Origin of the sequence: Streptomyces sp. NPDC001902 (assembly GCF_042891295.1) — a bacterium.
Taxonomy (GTDB): Bacteria; Actinomycetota; Actinomycetes; order Streptomycetales; family Streptomycetaceae; genus Actinacidiphila.
Window position 1 is genome coordinate 44,211 of the sequence record NZ_JBIATA010000022.1, and the last position, 23,251, is coordinate 67,461.

Consider the following 23,251-nt stretch of genomic DNA (forward strand, 5'->3'; position numbering starts at 1 on the left):
GTCATGACGAAGCACTCCTCAGCCACCGCGCCCGGGGACATGGGCCGGCGCATCACGATGCGCCGTGAGGAATTGGGCCTGTCGCGGGAGGAAGTGGCGGCCCGTACGGGCATTGCCCCTGGCTATCTGCGGTACGTGGAGGAGGATTCCACCGCAGCTCCCGGCATCGCGACACTGCGCGGCCTGGCCATGGCGCTGGACACCAGCGTCTCCGCGCTCAGCGGAGGCGAGGCCGATCTGCCGCCGGGCCGCGGACAGGCCGCAGGCCGCGCCGAACTGGTGGAACTGGGCGGTGAGGAGTGCTGGAGACTGCTGTCCTCTCACGGGGTGGGAAGGCTCGCCCTGTCCATGCCCGAGGGACTCACCGTCGTACCGGTCAACTACAGCATCGACCAGGGCACGATCGCCTTCCGCACCTCGCCGGCCGCCACCCCCGCGGAGGCCTCCGACACCAAATGCGCCTTCGAGGTCGACGAGGTGGACGACGCCCTGAGCCAGGGCTGGAGCGTCCTCGTCCGTGGGATGGCGCACACCGTCACCGACCCCGCGGGCGTCCGGCGGCTCAACGAACAGGCGTACACCGGGCCGTGGGCCGGCGGGGACCGCGACCTGTGGGTGCGCATCACACCGGCGAACGTGACGGGCCGCCGCATCGTGGTGGGCTGACATGACGACCAAGGGAGGCAGGGCATGACGGACAGCGGATACGCAGCGGGGCCGCCCCGCGCACCGCACGGGGAGGTCGTCGTGGGGGTCGACGGATCGGACCCTGCCGTGCGCGCCCTGGACCGGGCGGCCGACGAGGCACACCGGCGGGACGCCGCCCTGCGGATCGTGCTCGGTCTGCCGTGGCCCGATCCGGGCGAGGTCGGATTCGGCCTGGAGGCCGATGGCGAGCGCCCGCCGGGCGAAGCGGCCCGTACGGTACTGGACTTGGCCGCCAGACGCGTGGAGGACCGGCACCCGGGGCTGTCCGTCGCACTGGAGCAGGCAGCCGAGCCGGCGGCCTCGGCGCTGGTGCGCCTGGGCCGGACCGCGACCCTGACCGTGGTCGGCACAAGAGGCCGTGGCGGTTTCGCCGGCCTGCTCCTGGGCTCCGTCAGCCTGCGGGTGGCCGCCCACACCGTTGGCCCGCTGATGGTCGTCCGCGGCGAGGACGCGGCCGTCCGACGGGGGCTGCTGCACGACAAGGTGCTGCTCGGCCTGGAGGACGAAAGCGACGCCGAGGCCGCCCTGTTCGCGTTCGAGGAGGCCGAACGACGCGCCGCACGGCTGAGGGTCCTCCATGCCTGGGCCCACCCGCACATCTCCATGGGAGAGTGGCCCACGTCCCACCGCCAGGACCTGGCCTCCCAGGCACGGCAGCACAAGGAACTGGCCCGGTTCGCCGTCTCAAAGCTGACCGAACGCTTTCCGGATGTCGCCGTGCGGGTGGACTCCGTTCCGGGACACGCCGCCGCCGCACTTGTGGAGGCGAGCCGCGCGGCGGACGTGGTGGTGGTCGGCGCCCATCGCCGCGAGGACCGCCCGCTCGGCATGCGCCTGGGACCGGTCACCCACGCGGTGCTCCAGCACGCGCACTGCCCCGTCGTCCTGGTCCCCATCGGCTGAGCGCCGGACCCCCTGGTCAGCGGTGGCTCCGACGTGCACCCGCCTTCGGTACCGGGCGGGCCAGGACAAGGGGCCGGTAGGCCCCTGCGGCCGGAGGGTGCCGGGGTGCAGGCTGAGGACGAGGCCGCCGCCAGGGCTGCCCGGTCGTCCCCCGTCACATCGTGTGGACGGTCCTCAGGACGGAGGTGCCGGTGATGACCACCGCCACGACGAACGGCCTGCTCGACGTACTGCCGGCCCAGGCCCGACAGCGCCTGACGGAACTCGGCCGCGAGGTGTCCTTCCCGGCCGGGACCCGGATCTTCGAGGAGGGGCAACGAGCCGACAGGTTCTGGATCATCCACACCGGATCTGTCGCACTCGACCTCCACGTCCCCGGGCGCCGCCCCGCCGTGCTGGAGACTCTCGGACACGGCGACCTTCTCGGCTGGTCGTGGCTGTTCCCTCCGTACAGCTGGCATCTGGGCGCCCAGGCGCAGAGCCCGGTGCGGGCGACGGAGTACGACGCCACGATCGTGCGGGCGCTGTGCGAGGCCGACCCTGCCTTCGGCCGGGCCGTGTCCCGCCGGGTGGCGGAGATCGTCGCCCACCGCCTGCTGCAGACCCGCACCCGTCTGCTGGACCTCTACGGTCCTGCCGGCAGCGGCACCGCGCACTGACGCTTCCGCCCGCCAGGAGGAGAGGGACCGATGCACGGCAGCCCGCACATCGTCAGCGACGTGATGACCCGTTCCGTCGTCGCCGTCGGCCGGGACGCCTCGTTCAAGGAGATCGTCACGACCATGGAGCGGTGGAAGGTCAGTGCACTCCCCGTGCTGGAGGGCGAGGGGCGGGTAGTCGGCCTGGTGTCCGAGGCCGACCTGCTGCCCAAGGAGGAGTACCGCGACAGCGCTCCCTCCCGCAACGAGCAGATGCGGCGCCTGCCGGATCTGTGCAAGGCCGGCGCCACCACCGCCGACGAGCTGATGAGCGCCCCCGCCGTGTGCGTGCACGCCGACGCCACGCTGGCCCAGGCGGCGCGCGCCATGGCGTTCCGGAACGTCAAGCGGCTGCCGGTCATCGACGCCGAGGGCATGCTGTGCGGCATCGTCAGCCGCGGCGACCTGCTGAAGGTCTTCCTGCGTCCGGACGAGGAGATCGCCGAGGAGGTCAACCGCGAGATCGCCGGGTACCTCTTCCCCGGCGAGCCCTCACCGGTACGGGCACGCGTCGAGGAGGGCGTCGTCCACTTCTCCGGCGCGCCGGGAGACCCGTCGCTGGTCCCTGTGGCGTCACGGTTCGCCCGAGCCGTGGAGGGCGTCGTCGACGCCGTGTGGGACTGAAGCACACCGGAAGCACCCCGGGCGTTGGGGGTGATCATGCCCGCCGGTGGCCCCACGAGGGTTCCACTTCGGCCCACTCCCGCTCCCACGCCGCCGCCCGATGACGGTCGATCCGCAGCCGGACGGCCCAGCGTCCTGCCAGGACCAGCCCGCACGCGCCGGTGGCGGCGAAGACACCGAACACCTGGCCCTGCACCTGTGCCTGCACCGGTGTGAGCGGTGGTTCCCTGATCTCGTCGTGCCGGTCCACCCAGACGGGTGTGGTGGACCCTGTCCGGCTGTTCGCCTCCACGCGAGCGCTGCCGACGTGCGCGACGCCGTCCGGGGCGGTCCACCGCACGGTGGCCCGCACCGTACCGGAGGACCCCGTGTAGGAGTTCTCCACCGCGTCCGCCGCGTCCTCGGTGAGGATCGCCGTCACCTGGCGCATGCCGTCACCTTGGTGCAGCGCGTCGTGCTCCACGGCGACCGCGGAGGCGACCCCCGCGGCGGGACCACCGACGGCCATCAGGACCGCCGCCACCACTCCCGTCCACGCCTCCGCGACATCCGTTCCGCGTCGCATCGAATTGCGCCGCCACCGCCAGAACATCACCCGACCGCTCATGGCCACGCCCCCTTTCCCTGCGGCGACGGTCGCACGGAGGCGGGGTTGAGGAGCAGGGGCCGAAGAGGCCGCCCGGGTGGGCCGGGCAGGCCGTTCTCACCGGCTGCCGGGTCCGTTCGGCCCTGTCTCAGGAGCCGCCGGTGGGGGACGATCGTAAGGGTCCGACCCGCACGCGGCAGTGCGCGGTCTCTCAGATCCTCGGGACCAAGGACGTGAGCAGCATGGCACCGAATCCGTATCCGGCCGCCCCTGGTGACATGGGGCGCCGTGTGGCGAAGCGGCGCGACGAGTTGGGTCTGACCCGTGAGGAAGTCGCGGCCCGGGCCGGCATGGCCACCAGTTACCTGCGGTTCATCGAGGAGCAGTCCACAGCCGCTCCCGGTCCGGGAACGCTGGGAACGCTCGCGGCCGCCCTGGACACCACGGTCGTGGCGCTCAACGGAGGGGAGGCCGACCTTCCGCCCGGCCGCCTCGGGCGCGCCTCATCGCACGCACGCCTGGTGGAGCTCTCCCCCGAGGAATGCTGGTCGCGCCTGGACGGCCACGGCGTGGGCCGGATCGCAGTGACCGCTCCCGGCCGCGAGGCCATCCTGCCCGTGAACTACAGCGTGGTCGACGGTTCCGTCGTCTTCAGGACCGCCCCCGGTTCCGGGCCGGCCGAGGTCACCGGAACGGAGGTCGTCTTCGAGGTGGACCACGTGGACGAGGCGCTCAGCCAGGGCTGGAGCGTCCTGGTACGGGGCCCGGCCAGGCGCGTCGAGGACCCGGAGGCCGTGCGGCACCTCGCCCGGCGGGCGTACAGCGGCCCGTGGCCGGGCGACGACGACCGCAGCGAGTGGGTGCGGATCGACGCGGCCGCGATCACCGGCAGGCGCATCGACGTCCCCTGACGGGCCCGCCCCGTTCCGATGGGTCCGTTCGGCCCTGGCGCGCCCGGCCCTGGTGGGTGAGGATCACCGGGACACGGGAAGTCAGGGCAGCGACACACGGCAGGGGGCCGGCATGACCGGTGCAGAGGAGTTCTCACCGCGGGCGCCGATCAGGGTGTTCCTGGTCGACGACCACGAGGTGGTACGGCGGGGCGTGCACGACCTCCTCGACGCCGAACCCGACATCGAGGTCGTCGGGGAGGCCGGCACGGTCGGCCACGCACTGGCGCGGGGACCGGCCCTGCGGCCGGACGTGGCGATCCTCGACGTGCGTCTCCCGGACGGCGACGGCATCGGTGTCTGCCGGGAGCTGCGCTCGCGCATGCCGGAACTGGCCTGTCTGATGCTGACGTCCTTCGACGACGACGACGCCCTGCTGGACGCGATCATGGCGGGCGCCGCCGGCTACGTGCTGAAGCAGATCAAGGGCTCCGACCTGATCTCCGCCGTCAGGACCGTGGCCTCGGGCCAGTCGATGCTCGACCCGGCGACCACCGCCCGGTTGATGAGCAGCCTGCGCCACCAGGAAGAACCGGCGAGTCCGCAGGACGAGACCCTCGCCACGCTCACTCCGCGCGAGCGGGAGATCCTGGAACTCATCGGAGAGGGCCTGACGAACCGGCAGATCGGCAAGCGGCTGTTCCTGTCGGAGAAGACGGTCAAGAACCACATCTCCCGGATGCTGGCCAAGCTCGGCGTGGAACGCCGCATCCAGGCCGCCGTGCTCGCCACCCAGCACCAGACCGGGGGCGGCGGGGACGCCGAGTCACGACGCTGAGATGGTGCCGCGTGGCTCCTGCCTCAGGGACGAGCGGCCCCTCCCCCGCGAGCACGGCGGGGCGGAACCTGGAGCCAGGTTCCGGGCCGGGAGGAGACCACCATGATGCCGACGACCCTCGACGGCGCGACGTTGGAGAAGCTCATTTCCGCCGCCGTCGCCGCGCCGTCCTTCCACAACAGCCAGCCGTGGCGTTTCCGCCTGGAGCCGGACACCGCCACGGTCCTGGTCCGTGCCGCGGGTGAGCGCGGGCTGCGTGAGGCCGACCCGCTGGGCCGGGCGCTGCACGTGTCCGTCGGAGCGGCGGTGTTCAACCTGCGGGTCGCGGTGGCCCACTTCGGCTGGGAGCCCGTCGTCCGGCTGCTGCCGGTCCCGGCGCAGCCGGACCTGCTGGCTTCGGTACGGCTGGCCGGACCGTCCCGCAGCGGTGGGGAGCACCGTGCGGACCTGTACCAGGCGTTGTGGCGCCGGCACAGCAGCCACGCTCCCTTCTCGGCGCACCGGCCCCCGGGGCCGGTCCTCGCCGAACTGGCGGACGCCGCCCACTCGGAGGGGGCGAAACTGTACGTGCCGGACGTCGGCGAGACCCAGCGGATACTGCGGCTGACCTCGGAGGCGGAGCAGCGGGGTGTGACCGACCCCGCGCGCCGTACCGAGAGCCGGGGCTGGATCCGCGAAGGTGCTCGGGACGGCCTGACGCCGCTGGCCCTGGGCCCGCGGGACGCCGCAGGGCGGCTGCCGATGCGGGACTTCTCCGCGCTGGGTCCGCAGAATCAGCTGCCGGCCGCGGTATTCGAGCAGCAGCCGCTGATCGCGGTGCTGTCGACCGCCCACGACCGGCGTGCGGACTGGCTGCGGGCCGGCCAGGCGTTGGAGCACGTCCTTCTGGTGGCCACCGCGCACCGGGTGCGGGCGTCGCTGCTGCACCAGGCACTGGAGTGGCCCGACCTGCGTTGGGCGCTGCGCAGCGCGGAAAGCGGGCCGGGACACGTCCAGATGCTCGTCCGGCTCGGGTACGGCCCGCAGGGCCCGGCAAGCCCGCGCATGTCGGCGACGGAGGTCGTGGAGGTCATGGAGGGACATCACGCGCCGGCTCCGGGCCGAGCGGCACCTTCCACTCCAGGTGCGTCCCCCCGGACGGCCTCGTCCGGACGGTGAACGACCCACCGAGCTTCTCGGCCCGCCTGGCGAGATTCGTCAGACCGCTGCGGCGGCCGCCTTCGGGCAGTCCCACCCCGTCGTCGGTCACGGCAAGTGCCAGGATGCCGGAGCCGACCACCAGGGCGACCTCAGCCGAACCGGCGTGTGCGTGCCGTGCCATATTCGACAGTGCCTCACCCAGCACCGCGACGACCTCGTCGGCCACCGGGGCCGGAACATCGGTGTCGATGAGGCCCTCCATCCGCAGTGACGGGGTGAACCCGAGCGCGGGCACGGCCTCCTCGACCCCCTTCGCGGTGCGCACCCGCAGACCGTGCCGGGTCGGGGTCGTTTCGTGGACACGGAGGCCGAAGATCGTCGAGCGGATGATCTTGATGGTTTCGTCCAGGTCGTCCACTGCGCGCAGCAGGCGCTCGCTCGCCTGGGGATGGTCGACGAAACGCGCCGCGCTCTGCAGGGTCATGCCGGTGGCGAACAACCGCTGGATGGCCAGGTCGTGCAGGTCCCGGGCGATACGGTCGCGGTCCTCGAGCTGTGCCATCTGCTCTGCGGCACGGCGTCGCTCGGCGAGTTCCATGGCGAGGGCGGCCGATCCGGCGAACGCCAGCAGCAGCTCCGTCTCGGTCTCGGTGAACACCGGCTGCCCTTCTGCGCGGGCCAGCAACAGCGCGCCGCGCACCCCCTGCGGGGCGCTCATCGGGACGGCCACCGCAGGGCCGAGCCCGGCGAACCGGGGCGGGCCGGCCGTGATGCGCGGATCGTGCTCCACGTCCGGGCTGGTGATCGGTTCGGTGGCCTCCATGGCGGCGCCCGCGAACGACCCCTGCCGGGGGAGGGTGAGTCCACGGTGGAGGTCCGCGTCGGTGCCGGTGGCGATCGCCACCTCCACGTCCGTCGTGCCGTCGACCGGCAGGGCGACCACCCCGAGATCCGCGCCGGTGATGCTGCGTGCGCGCTCCACGATCAGCTCCAGGATGCGGGACTCGTCCACCCCCGACAGGAGACTGGCGGTGACCTCCGCGTTCGCCTCCAGCCACCGCTGCTTCGACCGGGCTTCCTGGTAGAGACGTGCGTTGTCGACGGCGACGCCCGCGGCGACGGCGAGGGTGGACAACACGGTCTCGTCCTCGTCGTCGAACTCCTTGGCGCCGCGCTTCTCCGTCAGGTACAGGTTGCCGAACACTTCGTCACGGACGCGGATCGGCACCCCGAGGAACGAGTGCATCGGCGGGTGGTCGACCGGGAATCCGTACGAGGCCGGATGGTGGGAGAGCTCGCGCAGGCGCAGCGGTTCGGGGTGCCGGATCAGTTCGCCGAGGATGCCGTGGCCGGACGGCAGGGGGCCGATCGCCTCGATCTGCTCGTCCGAGACCCCGACGGTCAGGAACTGCGCGAGCTTCGCGTCGTCGCCGATCACGCCCAGCGCCCCGTACTCGGCGTCCACCAGCACCACTGCCGCCTCCACGATCCGCCGCAGCACCTGCGGCAGGTCCAGCTCCCGCCCGACCGACAGCACCGCCTCCAGCAGGCTGTGCACGCGGTCCCGCGTCCCCCGGACCGCGTCGATGCGTGTCTGCAGTTCGTCCAGCAGCTCGTCGAGCCTCAGCCGGGGCAGGCGCTCGGCGCCCTCGCTGCCGTCCATCCCCACGGATCCTCCATCCGGCACAGCAGGCAGGTGACCAGCTTCAAGATAGCCGGATCGGGGCGACTTCGAACGTCCCTCCACCGGCGTTCCGCCGTTGCGACCGGCACGGTGGCCGGGGGGCGTCGCCCACGGCCCCGGCTCCCGCAGGGGACCTGTCGCGCCCACTCGGTCCTCGACCGACGAGCCGGCCGCCGTCGACGGCTCGGCCGCCTCGCCGCGGGGCCCGGCACGTCAAGCGCGTGGGCGTGCTGCGCCTCCATGATCCGGGGGCGGCCAACTGAGGCGCTCGGCATCGTTTCCCGCTGCGCGGCATTCGCGCGCCGGACCCGGCGCTGACTGCCCATGTCCGCGAACCGTTCAGCGCACACGGTCCGGTGCACCAACTGGTCGCTGCAGAAGGGACGTTCGGCCCCATGCCCACGGGCCTTCGGCCCACGGCGTCGCACCTCCGCCACGCAGGACAGTGAACACGCAACGAAATCCACCAGGTTCACGCTCCGCCCGGATCGGAAGGGATCAGCACCATGGCCATCCAAGGACACCCCCAGCGGCACACCGGGTTCCGCCTCCCCGCACGGCGCAGGACCGGCACAGGCACCGCCCCGTCCGGCGAGGCTGCTGCCACGTCCGCAACGTCCGCCACGTCCGCCCGCGTGTACGTTCTCGCCGGACTGCGCGTCCTGACCGGGTTCGTCTTCCTGTGGGCCTTCCTCGACAAGACCTTCGGTCTCGGCTACGCCACCGGCTCCGGCAAGGGCTGGATCGACGGCGGCTCGCCGACCAAGGGGTTCCTCAGCGGCGTCGCCGCGGGTCCCTTGCAGTCCACCTTCCACGCCTGGGCCGGCGCCGCCTGGGCGGACTGGCTGTTCATGCTGGGCCTGCTGGGCGTCGGCGTCGCGGTCATGAGCGGTGTGGCGCTGCGGATCTCCGCCGTGGCCGGCACCGCGATGATGGCCCTGATGTGGGTCGCCGAGTGGCCTCCGGCCCGGCACCTGGCCGACGGGTCGCCCAGCATGTCGACCAACCCCTTCGCCGACTACCACCTCGTGTACGCGGTCGTGCTGATCGCCCTTGCCGCCGCCTCCGCGGGCACCACCTGGGGCCTGGGCCGCGTCTGGGCCCGGCTGCCCGTCGTCCGCGACCACGCCTGGCTGCGCTGACGCCCGGCGCGACGCCCGGCGCGACGCCCAGCACCGGCCCGGGGAGCTCGGCTCCCCGGGCCCTGACGGCGTGCGAGAAGGAGCCCGGCGCTCAGGTGCGGATCACGGTGTTCCTCCCGCGCCCGCGAAGGGGATCTGCGCCGAGTCGGCCGCCTGACTGCCCAAGGGGTGCCGCCACAGGCGCTGTGCCTGGAGTCTCGGCAGGACCCCCTCTCCGAACCAGTACGCCTCCTCCAGGTGCGGATAGCCGGAGAGGATGAACTCCTCGATGCCGAGGGCGTGGTACTCCTTGATCCGCTCGGCGACCTCGTCGTGACTACCGACCAGCGCGGTACCCGCGCCACCGCGGACCAGGCCGATGCCCGCCCACAGGTTGGGGTGGACCACCAGGCGGTCGCGGCTGCCGCCGCGGTGCAGATCGAGCATGCGCCGCTGGCCCTCGGACTCGCTGCGGGACAGTCCGGCCTGGACGGCCGCGACGGTCTGCGGGTCGAATCCGTCCAGGAGCCGGTCGGCCTCGGCCCAGGCCTGCTCGGAGGTGTCGCGCGTGATGACGTGCAACCGGATGCCGAAGCGCAGGGTGCGTCCCTGTCCGGCCGCCAGGCCCCTGATCCAGGCGATCTTCTCCGCGACCTGCGCGGGCGGCTCGCCCCAGGTGAGGTAGACGTCCGCGTGCCGGGCGGCGACCTCGCCGGCCACCGGTGAGGAACCCCCGAAGTACACCTCGGGAACCGGGTCGGGCACCCGGGCGAGCTTCGCGTCCTCGACCTGGAGGTGCTCACCGCGAAGGTCGACGGACTTGCCCTCCCACAGTCCCTTCACGACCTCCAGGAACTCGCCGGTGCGGCGGTACCGCGCGTCCTTGTCCAGGAAGTCGCCGTACGCCCGCTGCTCATGGCCCTCTCCCCCCGTGACGACGTTGAGGAGCAGCCGTCCGCCGGTCTGGCGCTGGAAGGTGGACGCCATCTGCGCGGCGAGCGTCGGCGAGACGAAGCCGGGCCGGAAGGCCACCAGGAACTTCAGCCGTTCCGTGTGCTGGCTGACCATGGCGGTGGTCAGCCATGCGTCCTCGCACCACGCGCCCGTGGGGGTGAGCGCGCCGGCGAAGCCGAGGTCCTCCGCGGCGCGGGCGATCTGGCTCAGGTAGGCGACCGTCGGCGGCCGGTCGCGGCCGGACCGCGTGGCCGGGGTGCCGTGGCCGCCTCCGACGACGTGGCGGCTGTCGCCGTTGGTGGGCAGGAACCAGTGGAAGGTGAGGGACACGTGGGCTCTCCGATCGGGGTGGTCCGTCACAGCAGGCCGTGGCGGGGCGGACTGGTGCCGTTGAGCACGTACCGGCCGATGTGCTGGACCTTCCAGCGGGACGGGTCGTGCAGGGTGTGGGTGCGGGCGTCGCGCCAGTGACGGTGCAGGCCCAGGGAGTCGAGTGCCGACCGGGTGCCGGAGACCTCGAAGAGGGCGCTGGCTACCTCCACCGCGGTTTCGGCCGCCGTCACCTTGGCCGCGGCCACCGCGATCGAGGCCTCGGCGGCCGAGGTCTCGGTCAGGTCGGCACGCGCCGCGTCCACGGCTTTCGCCGCGGCGGCCAGGAGCGCGTCGGCGGCCCGCACCCGGATGGCCAGTTCCCCGAACCGCTGGATGAGCAGGGGGTCCTCGGCGGCGGTCTCGTGCCCTTCCTCGACGCTCTCGAACCAGGGGCGGCTCTTGGTGCGGACGAACTCCACGGCCTCCGCCAGCGCGCCGGCGGCGATCCCCGCGTCGATGGCGGCGTGCAGCAGCTGGGCCACGGCGCCGTGCAGTTGCGGGCCCCGGAAGGTGAGGTGGTGGGGCACGACCCGTTCGGCGGGAACGGGCACCGACTCCAGGCGTACGGTGCCGCTGGCGGTCGTGCGCTGCCCCATGCCGTCCCAGTCGTCCACGACGGTGAGGCCGGGCGCGTCACGCGGCACGTACGCCACGTGGAGGTTCCCGTCGTCGGCGCGGGCGAGGACCGGGATCCAGTCGGCGAACAGGGCGCCGGTGGAGTAGTGCTTGACGCCGTCGAGCGCGTACGTGCCGTCCGGCAGCCGGGTGAGCCGGGTCCGGATGTCCTGCACGTGCCGGGTGCCCGCTTCGGACTGGGCGTTGCCGAACCGCTACCCCCGCAGCACCTCACGGAAGAAGAACTCCTTCTGCTCGCGGGTGCCCTGCCGGCGCAGCACGTTGACGTACACGAAGTGGCTCTGCGGGATCTGGGCGAGACTGAGATCGGCGGCGGCCAGCAGATGGAAGATGCCGGCGAGCGTCGCGGTGCTGACGTCCGCGCCGCCGAACTCGGCGGGCACGGTCACCGCGAGGAGACCGGAGGCGGACAACCGTTCCAGCTCCGGGCGCGGGAGCCTGCGCCGTGCGTCCCGCTCGGCGGCGCCCTTGCGGAAGTCGGCGGCGAGTGCGGCGGCGACGGCGAGCGCCTCGGCGTCGTCGGCGATGGTGGTCGCGGCGCTCATCCGGTGGCCGCCAGGAAGGCGGGGTGGCCGCCGAGCGCACGTGAGAACTGGTCCGTGACCTGACGCAGTGCCTCGGCCGATGCGGGGGCCACGGTCAGCGTGCCGTCGTCGCCCACGGTGATGTCCTTGTCGAGGGTGAACCAGCCCGGCGTGATGTGCGCCGGGTTCATGGAGCTCAGTACGGGGCGCAGGGCGTAGTCGATGGCCAGGACGTGGGCGGTGGTGCCGCCGGTCGCCAGCGGGAGGACGGTCTTGCCCGCGAGCGCGTACTGCGGGAGCAGGTCGAGCAGCGACTTCAGCAGCCCGGAGTAGGCGGCCTTGTAGACGGGGGTGCCGATCACGACGCCGTCCGCCCGGGCGAAGAGGGCCACGGCCTCGACGATCGCCGGATGGCCGAAGTCGGCGTGCAGCAGGGCCTCGGGCGGGAGTGTGCGGACGTCCAGCGGGATCACTTCGTGCCCCTGGGCGGTGAGCCGGTCGTCCAGGTGGCGCAGCAGCCGCGCGGTACGGGACGTTGCGGAGGGGCTTCCGGAGACGGACAGGACGGTGGCCATACCGGGACCTTCCAGGTGTCGGGGCGGGGTCAGTGAGCGGTGCGGGTGAGGGCGGGGGCGTCGCCGGCGGGCCGGGCGGCCTCCATCTCGCGGACGAGGGGCAACGGCCCGTTGTCCTCGGCGCGCACGGCCAGTTCGCGGTTGTCGTCGTAGTCCCAGCGCTGTTCGATGCTGCTCGTGACCAGTCCGCCGCTGACGTTCGGCACCCGGTAGGCGAAACGGACGGGGTCGGTCGCGGGTGGTGCGGGCATGGGGGTCTCCTGGCGAAGATGCGCACGGATCGGCGCGCGCGAGGGCGGGGAGGAGGTTCGTCGACCGGAATTCAGGCGCGCGGGACGGAGGTTCCCGGGCAGGCGGCGGTCACGGCAGAAGGCGGCCGCAGAAGGAATTCACGGGGAGATCGACGTGCGTGCGAGGGTTTCCCTCGGGCGCGTTCAGGCCCGGCGGCGACAGAAGGAGCTGGAGACACGCTCGAGGTCGACGTGGCGTCGCCGCGTGAGGTCCTGTCGCTTCATGTCTTCGATGGAACAGCAGGAAGTCCGGCCGGTCAAGAACGCCCGGACGCGATTCCACATGCTGAGAGACGGTATTCACGAGCTTGTGACAGGGATTCCCTTGAACCCGGCTCGCTGCCGGCGGCACTCTCCTGCCGTGCGCATCGAACAGCTCGAGTACATCGCCGCCGTCACACGGTCCGGCTCGCTGCGGCGTGCCGCCGAGGAACTGCACCTGTCCCAGCCGGCGCTCAGCGAGACCGTACGGAACCTCGAGCGCGAGCTCGGGGTGGACCTGCTGGAACGCAAGCGGTCGGGGGCGAAGATCAGCGACGAGGGCAGGGAACTGCTGCCCCACATCCTGAGCGTGCTGGACGCGGTCGACCGGCTCCGTGGCGCGGCCGGGGAGCAGCACCGCGTCAGCCGCATGGTGCGGCTCGGCACGGTCAACAGCGCCACCGTCCCGTTGCTCATCCCGACCGTGCGCGAGTTCCGGGCCTCGCACCCGGTCACCCAGGTCGAGGTGGTCGGCGCGCAGCAGGCGGACATCCACCGCGGGCTGCTGGAGGGTGGCTTCGACCTGGGGCTGGTGAACTACCTGCGGGGCGATGACATGCCACCTGGCATCGAGTCCACCGAGCTCCTGCGCGGCCGTCCCGTGGTGTGCATCCGTCCCGACAGTCCGCTGGCGGCCCTGGACACGGTCGACACCGAGAGCCTCCTGGGCGAGCCCCTGGTCGTGATGCGGTCCGGGTACGTCATGCACCGTTTCGTGCACCGTCTGCTCGGCGGGCGGACGCCGTCCTTCTCGTACTCCACCGACGGTGCGGAGATGGGAAAGCTGATGGTCGCCGAGGGTCTGGGCGCCGCCGTGCTGCCGGACTTCAGCGTCGTCGGCGACCCCCTGGAGCGCAGCGGCGCGATCACGACGCGCCCTCTCGCGGGGGACGCGACGGAGGTGCTGCTGGTGCTGCAGCGCCGCCACTCCGGCTCCGTCCCGCGCGCCGTCCGCGATCTCCACGGGATGTTCGTGCGCAACGCCCGGGCGTGCGGTGCCTCCTCGTGACGTCTCCCGGGGCGGCCTTGACAGTCCCGGGGCCCGACGACGTACGTTGAACCGACATCGACCGGACGGGTGGAGGCCCTCGATGCGTGCATCCGGCGCGGCACCGCGGAGTGCCGGCGACGCGCGCCTGATCACCCGGCGGCATGTCGACTACTGCCGGACCTCCTCCGCGGTCTGTCCTTCCCCGCAGCTCTGAGCCCTGCCGGCCCGTTCCGCCGGCCGTTCCCACGTGGCCCAACGGCCGCGGGTTCCCGTGCTCCCGGAAGGACCGCCCGCCCATGTCCCGTCCCCCTTTGCACCTCGCCATCGAGATCGACGGCGAGGGCGCCCACCCCGCGGCTTGGCGCCGCGCGGACCACTCCCCCGACCGGCTCCTGACCCCGCGCCGCGTGGCCGGTGTGGCCGCCGTGGCGGAGAACGCCGGGTTCACCCTCCTCACCCTGGACGACGGCGTGCTGCCGCCGGGGGCAGCGCCGGATCCGGTGGGCCGCATCGGCGCGGTGGAACGGGCTGCTTTCATCGCCGCGTCCACGAGCACCATCGGGATCGCGCCGGTCCTGCCGGTCACCTACGCCGAACCCTTCCACGTGTCCAGCCAGCTGGCGTCCCTGGACCACGTCTCCGCCGGGCGCGGGGCGTGGGTCGTCACCGAGGAGGACCATCCCGGGGCGGCTCGTGCGTGGGGGCGGCCGCCGGTCACCGACTCCCGCGCACGGGCGGCGGAGACCCGTGACGCCGTGGAGGTGGTGCGGGCGCTGTGGGACTCCTGGGAGGACGACGCCGTCATCCGTTCGGTGGCCACCAGCCGCTACCTTGACCGTGACCGGCTCCATTACGTCGACTTCACCGGGGAGTCGTACGCCGTGAAGGGCCCGGCGATCGTGCCGCGCCCGCCGCAGGGGCAGCTCGTCGTCCTGGGCCGGCCGCATCTCGTCCCCGCCGCGCACCTGGACGTCGCGCTGGTCGCCGGCCGCGACGTCAGGACGGTCGCGGCGGCGGCCGCTGCCGCGGGCACACCTCGCGTCTTCGCGGAGGTCGAGGTCGCGCTCGACACCCCGGCGGCCGGTGGTGCCGAGCGCGTCGCCGACCTGGAGCGCCACGCGCCGTGGACCGACCGGGGCCGGCTGCGGCACGTCGGATCCGCCGGGCGGCTGGTCGCGTTGCTGGACGACCTGAGCGGTGCCGTCGACGGCGTACGTCTGCATCCGCTGGTGCTGGACGAGGACCTCTGCGTCCTCTCCCGGCTCGTCCTGCCCGCCCTCGCCGAGCGGCGGATCACCGCCCGCCCGCTACCTGGCACGTCGCTGCGCTCGGCCCTGGGTCTCCAGCGCCCCGCCAACCGTTTCGCCACCGCGGCCGCCCAGGAGGACGCCCGATGACCCGCACCGATCCTCTCGATGTCCCCCGGCCCCATGCCCAGCTGCACTTCGGGGTGTTCTTCCAGGGCGTGAACCACTGGACCATCTGGTCCGCCCCGGAAAGCGGCTCCCAGATCGATCCCGCTTCGTTCCGCCGGGTCGCCCGGACCGCCGAACGGGGCCTGTTCGACGCCTTCTTCCTCGGCGAGGGGCTCCGGCTGCGCGAGGTCGACGGCCGCATCCACGACCTCGACGTGGCCGGACGGCCGGACGCGATCACCCAGCTCGCCGCGCTGGCCGCCGTCACCCGCCGCATCGGCCTGGTCAGCACCTCCAACTCCACCTTCAACGAGCCCGCCGACCTCGCCCGCCGCCTGTCCGGGCTCGACCTGCTCTCCGAAGGCCGCGCCGGGTGGAACGTGGTGACCACGGACAACGCCTGGACCGGCGCGAACTTCCGCCGCGGCGGCTACCTCGACCACGGCGACCGCTACCGGCGCGCCGAGGAGTTCCTCACCGTGGCCCGTGCGCTGTGGGACGGCTGGCAGGACGGTGCCGTCGCGGGCTCCGCGTCCGCGCCGGCCTGGGCGGTACCGGGCGCCGTGGGCCGCGTACGCCACCAAGGGCCGCAGTTCGACGTCGACCTCGCTCCGACCCTGCCGCGCAGCCCCCAGGGCCACCCCGTCATCTTCCAGGCGGGGGACTCCGGTGAGGGCCGCGACTTCGCCGCCCGCAACGCCGACGTCATCTTCTCGGCGCACGGCGACGACTTCGACGACGCGCTGGCCTTCGCCGCGGACATCCGGCGGCGGCTGCGCGCGGCCGGACGGCCCGAGGACGACCTGCGCATCCTGCCCGGCACGGAGATCATCATCGGCGCCACGGAGGAGGAGGCGCGGGAGAAGAAGCGCTGGATACGGTCGCAGCAGGTCACACCTGCCACGGCGCTGGGAATCGCCGGGCTGCTGTGGGGCACCGACCTGTCGGAGCGTGACGCCGACGGGCCGTTGCCGAAGGAGGACCCGGTGGTCGGCGAGAACGACGGCTCCTTCGGTGCCCGGCGCGTGACCGATCCCCGCACCGTGGTCGCCGAGTGGCGGGCCAAGGCGGAGGCGCACGGCTGGTCGCTGCGCGAGACCGTCATCGCGCTCGGCCCCCAGCGCGGCCACGTCGGCACGCCCTCCGGCCTCGCGGACAGGTTCGCCCGCTTCGTACGGCACGGGGCGGTCGACGGCTTCAACGTCACGCCCTACCTGATCCCGGACGGTCTCGACGACATCGTCGACCTGCTCGTCCCGGAGCTACAGGAACGTGGCGTCTACCGCACCGGGTACACCGGCACCACGCTCCGCTCCCACCTCGGCCTGCGAGAACCGCTCGCCCACCGTTCGGCGTCCGCACAGCGTGCGGCGGGCTGACCGGGCCGCGGCATGCGCCACACCAGCGACCTGAGTGCCTCCCTCGCGGCGGCGACACTGTTCTCCGGCCTCTCCCGCCGCCGCCACATCGATCTGCAGCGCTTCACCAGCTGTCTGTGTCAGGGCTGATCCGGATCCGCCCGGCCGGCTGACCTCCCCGCCGGCCGCGGCTCCTGCCTTCCGCACCTCCCGGCAGGTGTGTCCGGTGCGTCGTCCCGCGCCACCGGGCTCCCTCCGGCTTCCCAGGCCCACTGAACACAGTCACTCCGTCGCGGCGTCGTGCCCGGCGGGGCGGCACGTCCGTGCACGGCCAGCGCTCGCGTGGCCCGGTGCGTGGTGACACGAGTAGGAGAAACCTCCGTGACAGCTCATCAGCGTTCCCGATCCACCCGGTGGGCGGCGCTGTCCGTCCTCCTGACCGCCGGCGTCCTGCTGACCGCATGCGGGTCGAGCGGCGGCGATCCCGGCAGCGGTACCGGCCGGGCCCGGCCCGGTGGCACCCTGACCTTCGCCGTGGGTTCCGACGCGGGATGCGTCGATCCCCAGCAGGTCGGCAGCAACGACACCATCTACTCGCTGCGCCAGGTCGTGGACTCCCTGACCGACCAGGACCCGGAGACCGGGAAGATCGTGCCGTGGCTGGCCGAGAGCTGGGAGGTCAGCCCGGACGCAACGACGTTCACCTTCCACCTCAGACCGGGCGTCACCTTCAGCGACGGATCACCGCTGACCGCGCAGGTGGTCAAGGACAACTTCGACGCCGTCCCCAAGCTCGGCGCCCTCGCGATCCTCGCCCAGGGATACCTGAGCGGCGTCGAGGGCACGACCGCGGTCGACACGCTCACGGTCCGGGTGAGGTTCAGGAAGCCCAACGCCCAGTTCCTCCAGGCCACGTCGACGCACTCGCTCGGCATCGAGTCGTCGGCGACCGTGAAGAAGACCCCGCAGCGCCGGTGCAGCCAGGGCGTGGTCGGCTCCGGGCCCTTCGTACTCGAGCGCTACGTGCAGAACCAGTCGACCACCCTGGCCAAGCGCACGGGGTACGACTGGGGTTCCTCGCGCTGGCTCAAGACGGGCGAGGCGTACCTGGACCGGCTCGTGTTCAAAGTGGTGCCCGAGGCAGGCGTGCGGGCCGGCAGTCTGCAGTCCGGCCAGGTGGACGCGATCGGCAGCGTCGGCCGGGCGGACGAGGCGACGCTCAAGGGCGGTCAGGTGACGCTGCAGCGCCGGGCCAACCCCGGCGTCGTGTTCGGTCTGGGGCTCAACAACTCCCGGCCGGTCCTGAAGGACGCCGGCGTACGGCAGGCGATCCGGTACGCCATCGACCGCGAGCAGATCGCCGACACCGTGTTCCCCACCGGCACCCGGCCGGCGACCAGCGTCCTGGCGCACACCACGCCGGGCTATCAGGACCAGGGCCCCGACCTGGCCCACGACCCCGCGAAGGCGGCGTCCCTGCTGGACGCGGCCGGCTGGAAGCGCGGACAGGACGGCATCCGCTCCAAGAACGGCACCAGACTGAGCCTGACCGTCAAGTGGTTCGCGAACGCGGCCACGAACCAGCCGGCCCTGGAACTGATCCAGCAGCAGCTCAAGTCCGCCGGTGTCGACGTGGTGCTCAAGGAACTGCAGATCTCCCAGATCGCCCAGGTGCAGCAGTCCGGTGACTTCGACGGGCTGTGGGGGAACGTGACCCGCGCCGACCCCGACATCCTGCGCAGCTCGTACTCCACCGAGCTGGCCAACTCGTACCGCCTGCCGCCGAGCCCGCTGGACTCGGTGCTGGACCGGCAGGCGGCGACCACCGACCCGGCCGAGCGGACCCGGCTGGTGGGCGAGGCACAGCGGTTGCTCGTGCGGAACGCCTACTCCGTGCCAGTGGTCGAACTGCAGACCCAGCTGGGTGTGTCGAGGAAGGTCCACGACCTCGACTTCGACGCCTCCAGCAGGATCCAGCTGCACGACACCTGGATCGGCTAGCGCATGTACCGCTACGTGATCGCGCGACTCGCGCAGGCGGCCGGGGTGCTGTGGGCGGCGTACACCGTGTCGTTCCTCGTGCTCGACTTCCTGCCGGGCGATCCGGTGTCGGCGATGGCGGGCGCCGGATCGGACTCGGCCGAGATCGATCCGGCGCAGCTCGCCGCGCTCCGGCACCAGTACGGATTCGACAAACCGGTACTGGCGCAGTACGCCGACCACCTCGGCCGGGCCGTGCGCGGCGACTTCGGCGACTCGGTCACCACCGGCCGGCCGGTGTCCGCGACCCTGGCCGACGCGCTGCCGCAGACCCTGCAGCTCACCGGGGCGGCGCTGCTGCTCGCGGTGGTCCTCGGCGGCGGTGTGGCGGTGCTGGCGGCGTCCACCGGGCACCGGTGGCTGCGGCAGGTGCTCCTGTCGCTGCCGCCTCTCGGGGTGTCGGTACCGACGTTCTGGGTCGGGCTGGTCCTGGTCGAGGCGTTCTCCTTCCGGCTGCGCTGGTTCCCGGCCTTCGGCAACGACGGGCTGCGCGGGCTGGTGCTGCCCGCGGTGACACTGGCCGTCCCCACCGGCGCACTGGTCGCGCAGGTACTGGCCAAGAGCCTGCTCACGGCGCTGGACCAGGCCTACGTGGAGACCGCCCGTGCCAAGGGCGCCGGCCGGTGGCGCGTCCTCCTCCGGCACGCGCTGCGCAACGCGTCCCTGCCGGCCCTCACGGTCGTCGGGCTGCTGGTCGGGCAGCTCGTCGCCGGTTCCGTGGTCGTGGAGACGGTGTTCTCCCGCGACGGCCTGGGCCGTGTGACGGCCGCCGCGGTCACCGCCCAGGACATCCCGCTCGTCCAGGGGGTCGTGGTGTTCGGGGCACTGGTCTTCGTGCTGTCGAACCTGGTCGTCGACCTCGTCTATCCGCTGCTGGACCCGCGGGTCGTGGTGGCCTCGAGCAGGAAGGCGCGTTTCGCATGAGCCAGAGCCTTGTCGAGGACTCGACCGACGCCGGCCCGGGCCCGGCACGACCGGGCGGCCCAGGACACGGCACGGACCCGGGACCCCGCCGCCGCGCCCGGGCACGGCAGGTCCTGCGGTTCTTGCGGTTCCTGCTGCGCCGCCCGGGACTGGCGGCCTCGGCCCTCGTCGTCGTCCTGGTGGTCCTGGCCTCGTTCCGTCCGGGGCTGTTCACCTCGCGCGACCCGTTGGAGGGGGTGCCGTCGCAGAACTTCCGCGGCCCGAGCGGCGAGCACTGGTTCGGCACGGACGAGCTGGGACGTGACCTGTTCTCCCGTGTCGTCCACGGGGCGCAGCTCTCCCTCAAGGCGACGCTGATCGCGGTGGCGGTCGCCTTCGTGGTCGGCGGCCTGCTCGGTCTGCTCGCCGGTTTCACGGGCCGCTGGGTCGACGACGTCCTGATGCGCATCGTGGACGTGCTGCTGTCCATCCCGGCGCTGTTCCTGTCCCTGGCCCTGGTCACCGCGCTGGGGTACGGGACGGTGAAGGTGGCGGTCGCGGTCGGGATCGCCAGCGTCGCCGGGTTCGCCCGGGTGGCGCGCTCGGAGGTGCTGCGGGTGCGGCAGGCGGTGTTCGTCGAGGCGTCACGCTCCTGCGGGGCCCGCTGGTACTCGGTGCTGGGCCGGCACGTGCTGCCAGGCGCCGCGGGCCCGGTCGTCGTGCTGGCGACCCTCGAACTCGGCACCGCGATCCTGTCCGTGTCCGCGCTGAGCTTCCTGGGCTACGGCGCTCCCCCGCCGGCCCCCGAGTGGGGCACGCTGATCTCCCACGGCCGCAACTACCTGGGCAACGCCTGGTGGCTCACCGCGCTGCCCGGCCTGGTCATCGCCGCGACGGTCCTGGCCACCAACCGCATCGCACGCGCGCTGGACGGCGAAACGTCCCGGCAGCGATGAACGCTCCCCTGACCGACGCGACCCGAATGGATGAGGACGTGGCCACACCGCTGTTGGAGATACGCGGCCTGACGGTGTCGTACGACACCCGCGGCGGCCCTGTGCCGGCGGTGCGGGGCGTGGACCTCGACGTGCTGCCGGGTGAAGTGGTCGCCGTGGTCGGCGAGTCGGGGTCCGGCAAGAGCACGACCGCGCACGCGATCACGCGGCTGCTGGCCGCGAACGGCAGGATCGAGGCCGGTGCGGTCCGCTTCGGCAGGCACGACCTCACCACACTGCCGGAGGCGGAACTGCGGAGGGTGCGCGGTGCACGGATAGGACTCGTGCCCCAGGACCCGTCGGTGTCGCTCAACCCGGTCAAGCGCATCGGCGAACAGGTCGCCGAGGTCCTGCGCATCCACGGGTTGGCGACCCGTCGCACCGCACCCTCGGAGGCGATCGCCGTCCTGGGCCGGGCCGGGCTGCCGGATCCGGCGGTCCGCGCACGTCAGTATCCGCACGAGCTCTCCGGCGGCATGCGCCAGCGGGCGCTGATCGCCGTGGCCGTCGCCGCGAATCCGCAACTGGTCGTCGCCGACGAGCCCACCAGCGCGCTCGACGTCACCGTGCAGCGGGTGATCCTCGACCGGCTCCAGGCCCTCACCGCGGAGTACGGCACCGCGGTCCTGCTCGTGACCCACGATCTCGGGGTCGCCGCCGACCGGGCACAGCGCGTGGTCGTGATGTCGCAGGGACGTGTGGTCGAGTCCGGCCCGACCCGCGCCGTCCTGGAGGACCCGCAACACCCCTACACCCGCCGGCTCCTGGCGAGCGCCGCCGGCCTGAACGCGGCTCGTCCCGTGGCCGCGGCCGGCCCGCGCACCGCAGGCGCGCGCACCGCGGGCGCGCAGACACCGCCGTTGGTCGACGTCCACCGTGCCGTCAAGGAGTTCCGGCTGCCGCGTGCCGCGGGCGGCGCCCGGACGCTGCGCGCGGTCGACGACGTCAGCTTCACCATCCACCGCGGCCGGACCCTGGCCCTGGTCGGCGAATCCGGCTCCGGGAAGTCGACCACCGCCCGCCTGGTGCTGCGCCTGACCGATCCGACCGGGGGACGCATCCTGTTCGACGGCGCCGACGTCACGACCGTCCGCGGCGAAGGGACGAGGCAACTGCGCCGCCGGGCCCAACTCGTCTACCAGAACCCGTACGCCTCGCTGGACCCGAGGTTCTCCATCGGCGAGGTGATCACCGAACCGCTGCGCGCCTTCAGGGTCGGCGACCGGCGCTCCCGGCTGGCCAGGGCGCGCGAACTCCTCGACCGGGTGGCGCTGCCCGCCTCGACCCTGGACCGACGCCCCGCCGAGCTGTCCGGCGGGCAGCGGCAGCGCGTGGCGATCGCGCGCGCCCTCGCCCTCTCCCCTGACCTGGTGGTGTGCGACGAGCCGGTGTCCGCGCTCGACGTGTCCGTCCAGGCCCAGGTGCTCGATCTGCTCGCCGAGCTCCAGGCCGACACGGCGGTGGCCTACCTGTTCATCTCGCACGACCTGGCAGTGGTGCGGCAGATCGCGCACGAGGTGGCCGTGATGCGGTCCGGGCGCATCGTCGAGACCGGGACGGCCGAGGAGTTGTTCGCCCGCCCCCGCCACCCGTACACCCGCGAACTGCTCGCGGCGATCCCGGGCGGGCCTCGCCCCTCCGCTGCCGCCGGGCCCACCACGCCGTGAGGAGGCACCCATGACCAACCCCGGGATCACCTCCCTGGCGTTCCTCACTCCGGGGAACTTCGAGGACGACGATCCGTACACCGGTCTGGAGCACACGCTGCAGCTGTTCGAGTACGGCGAACGGCTCGGTTTCGACGGCGCCTGGATCCGGCAGCGCCACCTCGAACACGGGGTGGGCTCGGCCGCGGTGTTCCTCGCCGCGGCCGGGCAGCGCACCCGGCGGGTCGAGCTCGGGACCGCGGTCATCCCGATCGGGTACGAGAGCCCGTTCCGGCTGGCCGAGGACCTGTCGCTGGCCGACGTGCTGTCCCGGGGACGGCTCCAGGCCGGTTTCAGCACCGGCATGCCCCACGCCGAGCTGCTCGGCGACCTGGTGCACGACGGCGACTGGCGCAGCCTGGACCTGTCGTACGGCAGGATCGCCCGGCTCGTCGACAACCTGCGCGGCCACTACCTCGGCGGCCCTGACACGGTGATCCAGTCGCCCGGGAACACCCAGCGGCCGCGGCTGCAACCGCACGACCCCGCGCTGGTGGACCGGATCTGGTACGGCGCCGGCAGCGTGCGTTCGGTCCGCTGGGCCGCCGGGAACGGCCTGAACCTGTTGTCCGGCAACATCGTCAGCAGCGAGGGCACCGACGACTTCACGACGGCCCAGTCGAACCTGCTCTCCGAGTACCGGCGCGCCCTCGACGAGGCCCGGCCGGCGCCGCGCGTGGCCGTGGGGCGTGTGATCGTGCCCTTGGACAGCGCCGACGCGGTCACCCGGGCCCGCTACGAGCGCTACGCGGCCGGCCGGCGCGAGCGCACCCTTGCCCCGCGGGCCTTCGGCCCGAAGCAGGTCCTGTTCGCTCCCGATGTGGTCGGGACCGCAGAGCAGATCCTGGAACGGTTGACGGCGGACCCCGTCCTCGCCTCGGTGACCGAGCTGCGGCTGGAGCTGCCGTACGAGTTCCACCGGGAGGAGTACGAGCAGATCCTGCACGACCTACGGCACCTGGTCGCGCCCGAGCTGGGGTGGCGGCCCGCCGAGGACGACCTGCCCGCCGGACGGCCGCTCCCCGCCGGACGGTGACGC

The 23,251-nt window shown here is 72.8% G+C and carries 22 protein-coding genes and 2 pseudogenes; 17 read left to right on the forward strand and 7 right to left on the reverse strand.

The genetic code is table 11. The features are described from left to right. Positions 1 to 3 precede the first annotated feature (3 nt). From ACFYYN_RS30060 to ACFYYN_RS30075, 4 genes are all read left to right on the forward strand, one after another. Positions 4 to 666 carry a helix-turn-helix domain-containing protein gene (locus ACFYYN_RS30060; protein ID WP_500548242.1) on the forward strand — a complete coding sequence of 221 codons (663 nt, stop codon included), beginning with the start codon at positions 4 to 6 and terminating at the stop codon, positions 664 to 666. A gap of 24 nt (positions 667 to 690) precedes the next feature. Further along, entirely contained in the window at positions 691 to 1,611 is a 921-nt protein-coding gene (locus ACFYYN_RS30065) for a universal stress protein (protein WP_500548243.1), read from the forward strand. Between the two features lie 194 nt (positions 1,612 to 1,805). Further along, on the forward strand, positions 1,806 to 2,270 hold the full coding sequence (locus tag ACFYYN_RS30070) for a Crp/Fnr family transcriptional regulator (protein ID WP_499508996.1): 465 nt from the start codon (positions 1,806 to 1,808) through the stop codon (positions 2,268 to 2,270). Positions 2,271 to 2,300: 30 nt separating this feature from the next. Next, positions 2,301 to 2,933, forward strand: coding sequence for a CBS domain-containing protein (locus tag ACFYYN_RS30075; protein WP_500327483.1), 633 nt, complete (start codon positions 2,301 to 2,303; stop codon positions 2,931 to 2,933). A 34-nt stretch (positions 2,934 to 2,967) separates the two neighbouring features. On the opposite strand, the gene ACFYYN_RS30080 is transcribed toward ACFYYN_RS30075, so the two are convergent. Then, positions 2,968 to 3,540 (reverse strand): Rv1733c family protein, encoded by a 573-nt coding sequence (locus ACFYYN_RS30080; protein ID WP_500548244.1) that lies wholly within the window; start codon positions 3,538 to 3,540, stop codon positions 2,968 to 2,970. A gap of 221 nt (positions 3,541 to 3,761) precedes the next feature. Here ACFYYN_RS30080 and ACFYYN_RS30085 point away from each other — a divergent pair, with 221 nt between their 5' ends. From ACFYYN_RS30085 to ACFYYN_RS30095, 3 genes are all read left to right on the forward strand, one after another. Continuing rightward, positions 3,762 to 4,430 (forward strand): helix-turn-helix domain-containing protein, encoded by a 669-nt coding sequence (locus tag ACFYYN_RS30085; RefSeq protein ID WP_500327487.1) that lies wholly within the window; start codon positions 3,762 to 3,764, stop codon positions 4,428 to 4,430. A 112-nt stretch (positions 4,431 to 4,542) separates the two neighbouring features. Then, complete coding sequence (locus ACFYYN_RS30090) at positions 4,543 to 5,247, forward strand: response regulator (protein WP_500548245.1); 705 nt, start codon at positions 4,543 to 4,545, stop codon at positions 5,245 to 5,247. Between the two features lie 102 nt (positions 5,248 to 5,349). Further along, on the forward strand, positions 5,350 to 6,405 hold the full coding sequence (locus ACFYYN_RS30095) for an Acg family FMN-binding oxidoreductase (protein WP_500548246.1): 1,056 nt from the start codon (positions 5,350 to 5,352) through the stop codon (positions 6,403 to 6,405). Here ACFYYN_RS30095 and ACFYYN_RS30100 read toward each other — a convergent pair. Beyond that, on the reverse strand, positions 6,317 to 8,050 hold the full coding sequence (locus ACFYYN_RS30100; RefSeq protein WP_500548247.1) for a sensor histidine kinase: 1,734 nt from the start codon (positions 8,048 to 8,050) through the stop codon (positions 6,317 to 6,319). The two genes, ACFYYN_RS30095 and ACFYYN_RS30100, sit on opposite strands and share 89 nt — an antisense overlap. Positions 8,051 to 8,577: 527 nt before the next feature. Here ACFYYN_RS30100 and ACFYYN_RS30105 point away from each other — a divergent pair. Then, positions 8,578 to 9,213 (forward strand): hypothetical protein, encoded by a 636-nt coding sequence (locus tag ACFYYN_RS30105; protein ID WP_500438989.1) that lies wholly within the window; start codon positions 8,578 to 8,580, stop codon positions 9,211 to 9,213. Positions 9,214 to 9,315: 102 nt separating this feature from the next. Here the strand turns inward: ACFYYN_RS30105 and ACFYYN_RS30110 are convergent, their stop codons facing one another. From ACFYYN_RS30110 to ACFYYN_RS30130, 5 genes and pseudogenes are all read right to left on the reverse strand, one after another. Further along, positions 9,316 to 10,476, reverse strand: coding sequence for an LLM class flavin-dependent oxidoreductase (locus ACFYYN_RS30110; protein ID WP_500548248.1), 1,161 nt, complete (start codon positions 10,474 to 10,476; stop codon positions 9,316 to 9,318). 26 nt (positions 10,477 to 10,502) lie between these two features. Then, positions 10,503 to 11,699 (reverse strand): annotated as a pseudogene (locus tag ACFYYN_RS30115) (SfnB family sulfur acquisition oxidoreductase). Continuing rightward, a complete protein-coding gene (ssuE, locus tag ACFYYN_RS30120; RefSeq protein ID WP_500548249.1) occupies positions 11,696 to 12,253 on the reverse strand; it encodes an NADPH-dependent FMN reductase in 558 nt (185 codons plus the stop codon). Before ssuE ends, ACFYYN_RS30115 begins: the two are co-directional and overlap by 4 nt. Positions 12,254 to 12,360: 107 nt before the next feature. Then, a pseudogene (locus ACFYYN_RS30125) lies at positions 12,361 to 12,504 on the reverse strand (dimethylsulfone monooxygenase SfnG); the annotation flags it as partial. Positions 12,505 to 12,687: 183 nt separating this feature from the next. Next, positions 12,688 to 12,828 (reverse strand): putative leader peptide, encoded by a 141-nt coding sequence (locus tag ACFYYN_RS30130; RefSeq protein ID WP_500327502.1) that lies wholly within the window; start codon positions 12,826 to 12,828, stop codon positions 12,688 to 12,690. A gap of 76 nt (positions 12,829 to 12,904) precedes the next feature. Here ACFYYN_RS30130 and ACFYYN_RS30135 point away from each other — a divergent pair, with 76 nt between their 5' ends. The 9 genes from ACFYYN_RS30135 (at position 12,905) to ACFYYN_RS30175 (ending at position 23,248) form a co-directional block, all read left to right on the forward strand. Then, the gene (locus ACFYYN_RS30135; protein WP_500548250.1) at positions 12,905 to 13,813 is read left to right on the forward strand and encodes a LysR family transcriptional regulator; all 909 of its coding nucleotides are present in this window, start codon (positions 12,905 to 12,907) and stop codon (positions 13,811 to 13,813) included. Positions 13,814 to 14,091: 278 nt separating this feature from the next. Beyond that, complete coding sequence (locus ACFYYN_RS30140; RefSeq protein ID WP_500548251.1) at positions 14,092 to 15,192, forward strand: LLM class flavin-dependent oxidoreductase; 1,101 nt, start codon at positions 14,092 to 14,094, stop codon at positions 15,190 to 15,192. Then, on the forward strand, positions 15,189 to 16,589 hold the full coding sequence (locus tag ACFYYN_RS30145; protein ID WP_500548252.1) for an NtaA/DmoA family FMN-dependent monooxygenase: 1,401 nt from the start codon (positions 15,189 to 15,191) through the stop codon (positions 16,587 to 16,589). The genes ACFYYN_RS30140 and ACFYYN_RS30145 overlap by 4 nt, the downstream gene beginning before the upstream one ends. 12 nt (positions 16,590 to 16,601) lie before the next feature. Continuing rightward, a complete protein-coding gene (locus ACFYYN_RS30150) occupies positions 16,602 to 16,718 on the forward strand; it encodes a putative leader peptide (RefSeq protein WP_500548253.1) in 117 nt (38 codons plus the stop codon). A gap of 231 nt (positions 16,719 to 16,949) precedes the next feature. After that, entirely contained in the window at positions 16,950 to 18,569 is a 1,620-nt protein-coding gene (locus ACFYYN_RS30155; RefSeq protein WP_500548254.1) for an ABC transporter substrate-binding protein, read from the forward strand. Positions 18,570 to 18,572: 3 nt separating this feature from the next. Further along, complete coding sequence (locus tag ACFYYN_RS30160) at positions 18,573 to 19,532, forward strand: ABC transporter permease (protein ID WP_500548255.1); 960 nt, start codon at positions 18,573 to 18,575, stop codon at positions 19,530 to 19,532. Then, the gene (locus ACFYYN_RS30165) at positions 19,529 to 20,467 is read left to right on the forward strand and encodes an ABC transporter permease (RefSeq protein WP_500548256.1); all 939 of its coding nucleotides are present in this window, start codon (positions 19,529 to 19,531) and stop codon (positions 20,465 to 20,467) included. The genes ACFYYN_RS30160 and ACFYYN_RS30165 overlap by 4 nt, the downstream gene beginning before the upstream one ends. 26 nt (positions 20,468 to 20,493) lie before the next feature. Continuing rightward, complete coding sequence (locus tag ACFYYN_RS30170; RefSeq protein ID WP_500548257.1) at positions 20,494 to 22,173, forward strand: dipeptide ABC transporter ATP-binding protein; 1,680 nt, start codon at positions 20,494 to 20,496, stop codon at positions 22,171 to 22,173. A gap of 10 nt (positions 22,174 to 22,183) precedes the next feature. Beyond that, positions 22,184 to 23,248, forward strand: coding sequence for an LLM class flavin-dependent oxidoreductase (locus ACFYYN_RS30175; RefSeq protein WP_500548258.1), 1,065 nt, complete (start codon positions 22,184 to 22,186; stop codon positions 23,246 to 23,248). Positions 23,249 to 23,251 lie beyond the last annotated feature (3 nt).

Coding starts and splice junctions, on each gene's coding strand:
- ACFYYN_RS30140 (WP_500548251.1), top strand. CDS start 14,092: ATGTCCCGTCCCCCTTTGCACCTCGCCATCGAGATCGACGGCGAGGGC.
- ACFYYN_RS30145 (WP_500548252.1), top strand. CDS start 15,189: ATGACCCGCACCGATCCTCTCGATGTCCCCCGGCCCCATGCCCAGCTG.
- ACFYYN_RS30175 (WP_500548258.1), top strand. CDS start 22,184: ATGACCAACCCCGGGATCACCTCCCTGGCGTTCCTCACTCCGGGGAAC.
- ACFYYN_RS30100 (WP_500548247.1), bottom strand. CDS start 8,050: ATGGACGGCAGCGAGGGCGCCGAGCGCCTGCCCCGGCTGAGGCTCGAC.
- ACFYYN_RS30160 (WP_500548255.1), top strand. CDS start 18,573: ATGTACCGCTACGTGATCGCGCGACTCGCGCAGGCGGCCGGGGTGCTG.
- ACFYYN_RS30090 (WP_500548245.1), top strand. CDS start 4,543: ATGACCGGTGCAGAGGAGTTCTCACCGCGGGCGCCGATCAGGGTGTTC.
- ACFYYN_RS30150 (WP_500548253.1), top strand. CDS start 16,602: ATGCGCCACACCAGCGACCTGAGTGCCTCCCTCGCGGCGGCGACACTG.
- ACFYYN_RS30065 (WP_500548243.1), top strand. CDS start 691: ATGACGGACAGCGGATACGCAGCGGGGCCGCCCCGCGCACCGCACGGG.
- ACFYYN_RS30070 (WP_499508996.1), top strand. CDS start 1,806: ATGACCACCGCCACGACGAACGGCCTGCTCGACGTACTGCCGGCCCAG.
- ACFYYN_RS30105 (WP_500438989.1), top strand. CDS start 8,578: ATGGCCATCCAAGGACACCCCCAGCGGCACACCGGGTTCCGCCTCCCC.
- ACFYYN_RS30080 (WP_500548244.1), bottom strand. CDS start 3,540: ATGAGCGGTCGGGTGATGTTCTGGCGGTGGCGGCGCAATTCGATGCGA.
- ssuE (WP_500548249.1), bottom strand. CDS start 12,253: ATGGCCACCGTCCTGTCCGTCTCCGGAAGCCCCTCCGCAACGTCCCGT.
- ACFYYN_RS30170 (WP_500548257.1), top strand. CDS start 20,494: ATGGATGAGGACGTGGCCACACCGCTGTTGGAGATACGCGGCCTGACG.
- ACFYYN_RS30095 (WP_500548246.1), top strand. CDS start 5,350: ATGATGCCGACGACCCTCGACGGCGCGACGTTGGAGAAGCTCATTTCC.
- ACFYYN_RS30060 (WP_500548242.1), top strand. CDS start 4: ATGACGAAGCACTCCTCAGCCACCGCGCCCGGGGACATGGGCCGGCGC.
- ACFYYN_RS30085 (WP_500327487.1), top strand. CDS start 3,762: ATGGCACCGAATCCGTATCCGGCCGCCCCTGGTGACATGGGGCGCCGT.
- ACFYYN_RS30165 (WP_500548256.1), top strand. CDS start 19,529: ATGAGCCAGAGCCTTGTCGAGGACTCGACCGACGCCGGCCCGGGCCCG.
- ACFYYN_RS30130 (WP_500327502.1), bottom strand. CDS start 12,828: ATGTGGAATCGCGTCCGGGCGTTCTTGACCGGCCGGACTTCCTGCTGT.
- ACFYYN_RS30075 (WP_500327483.1), top strand. CDS start 2,301: ATGCACGGCAGCCCGCACATCGTCAGCGACGTGATGACCCGTTCCGTC.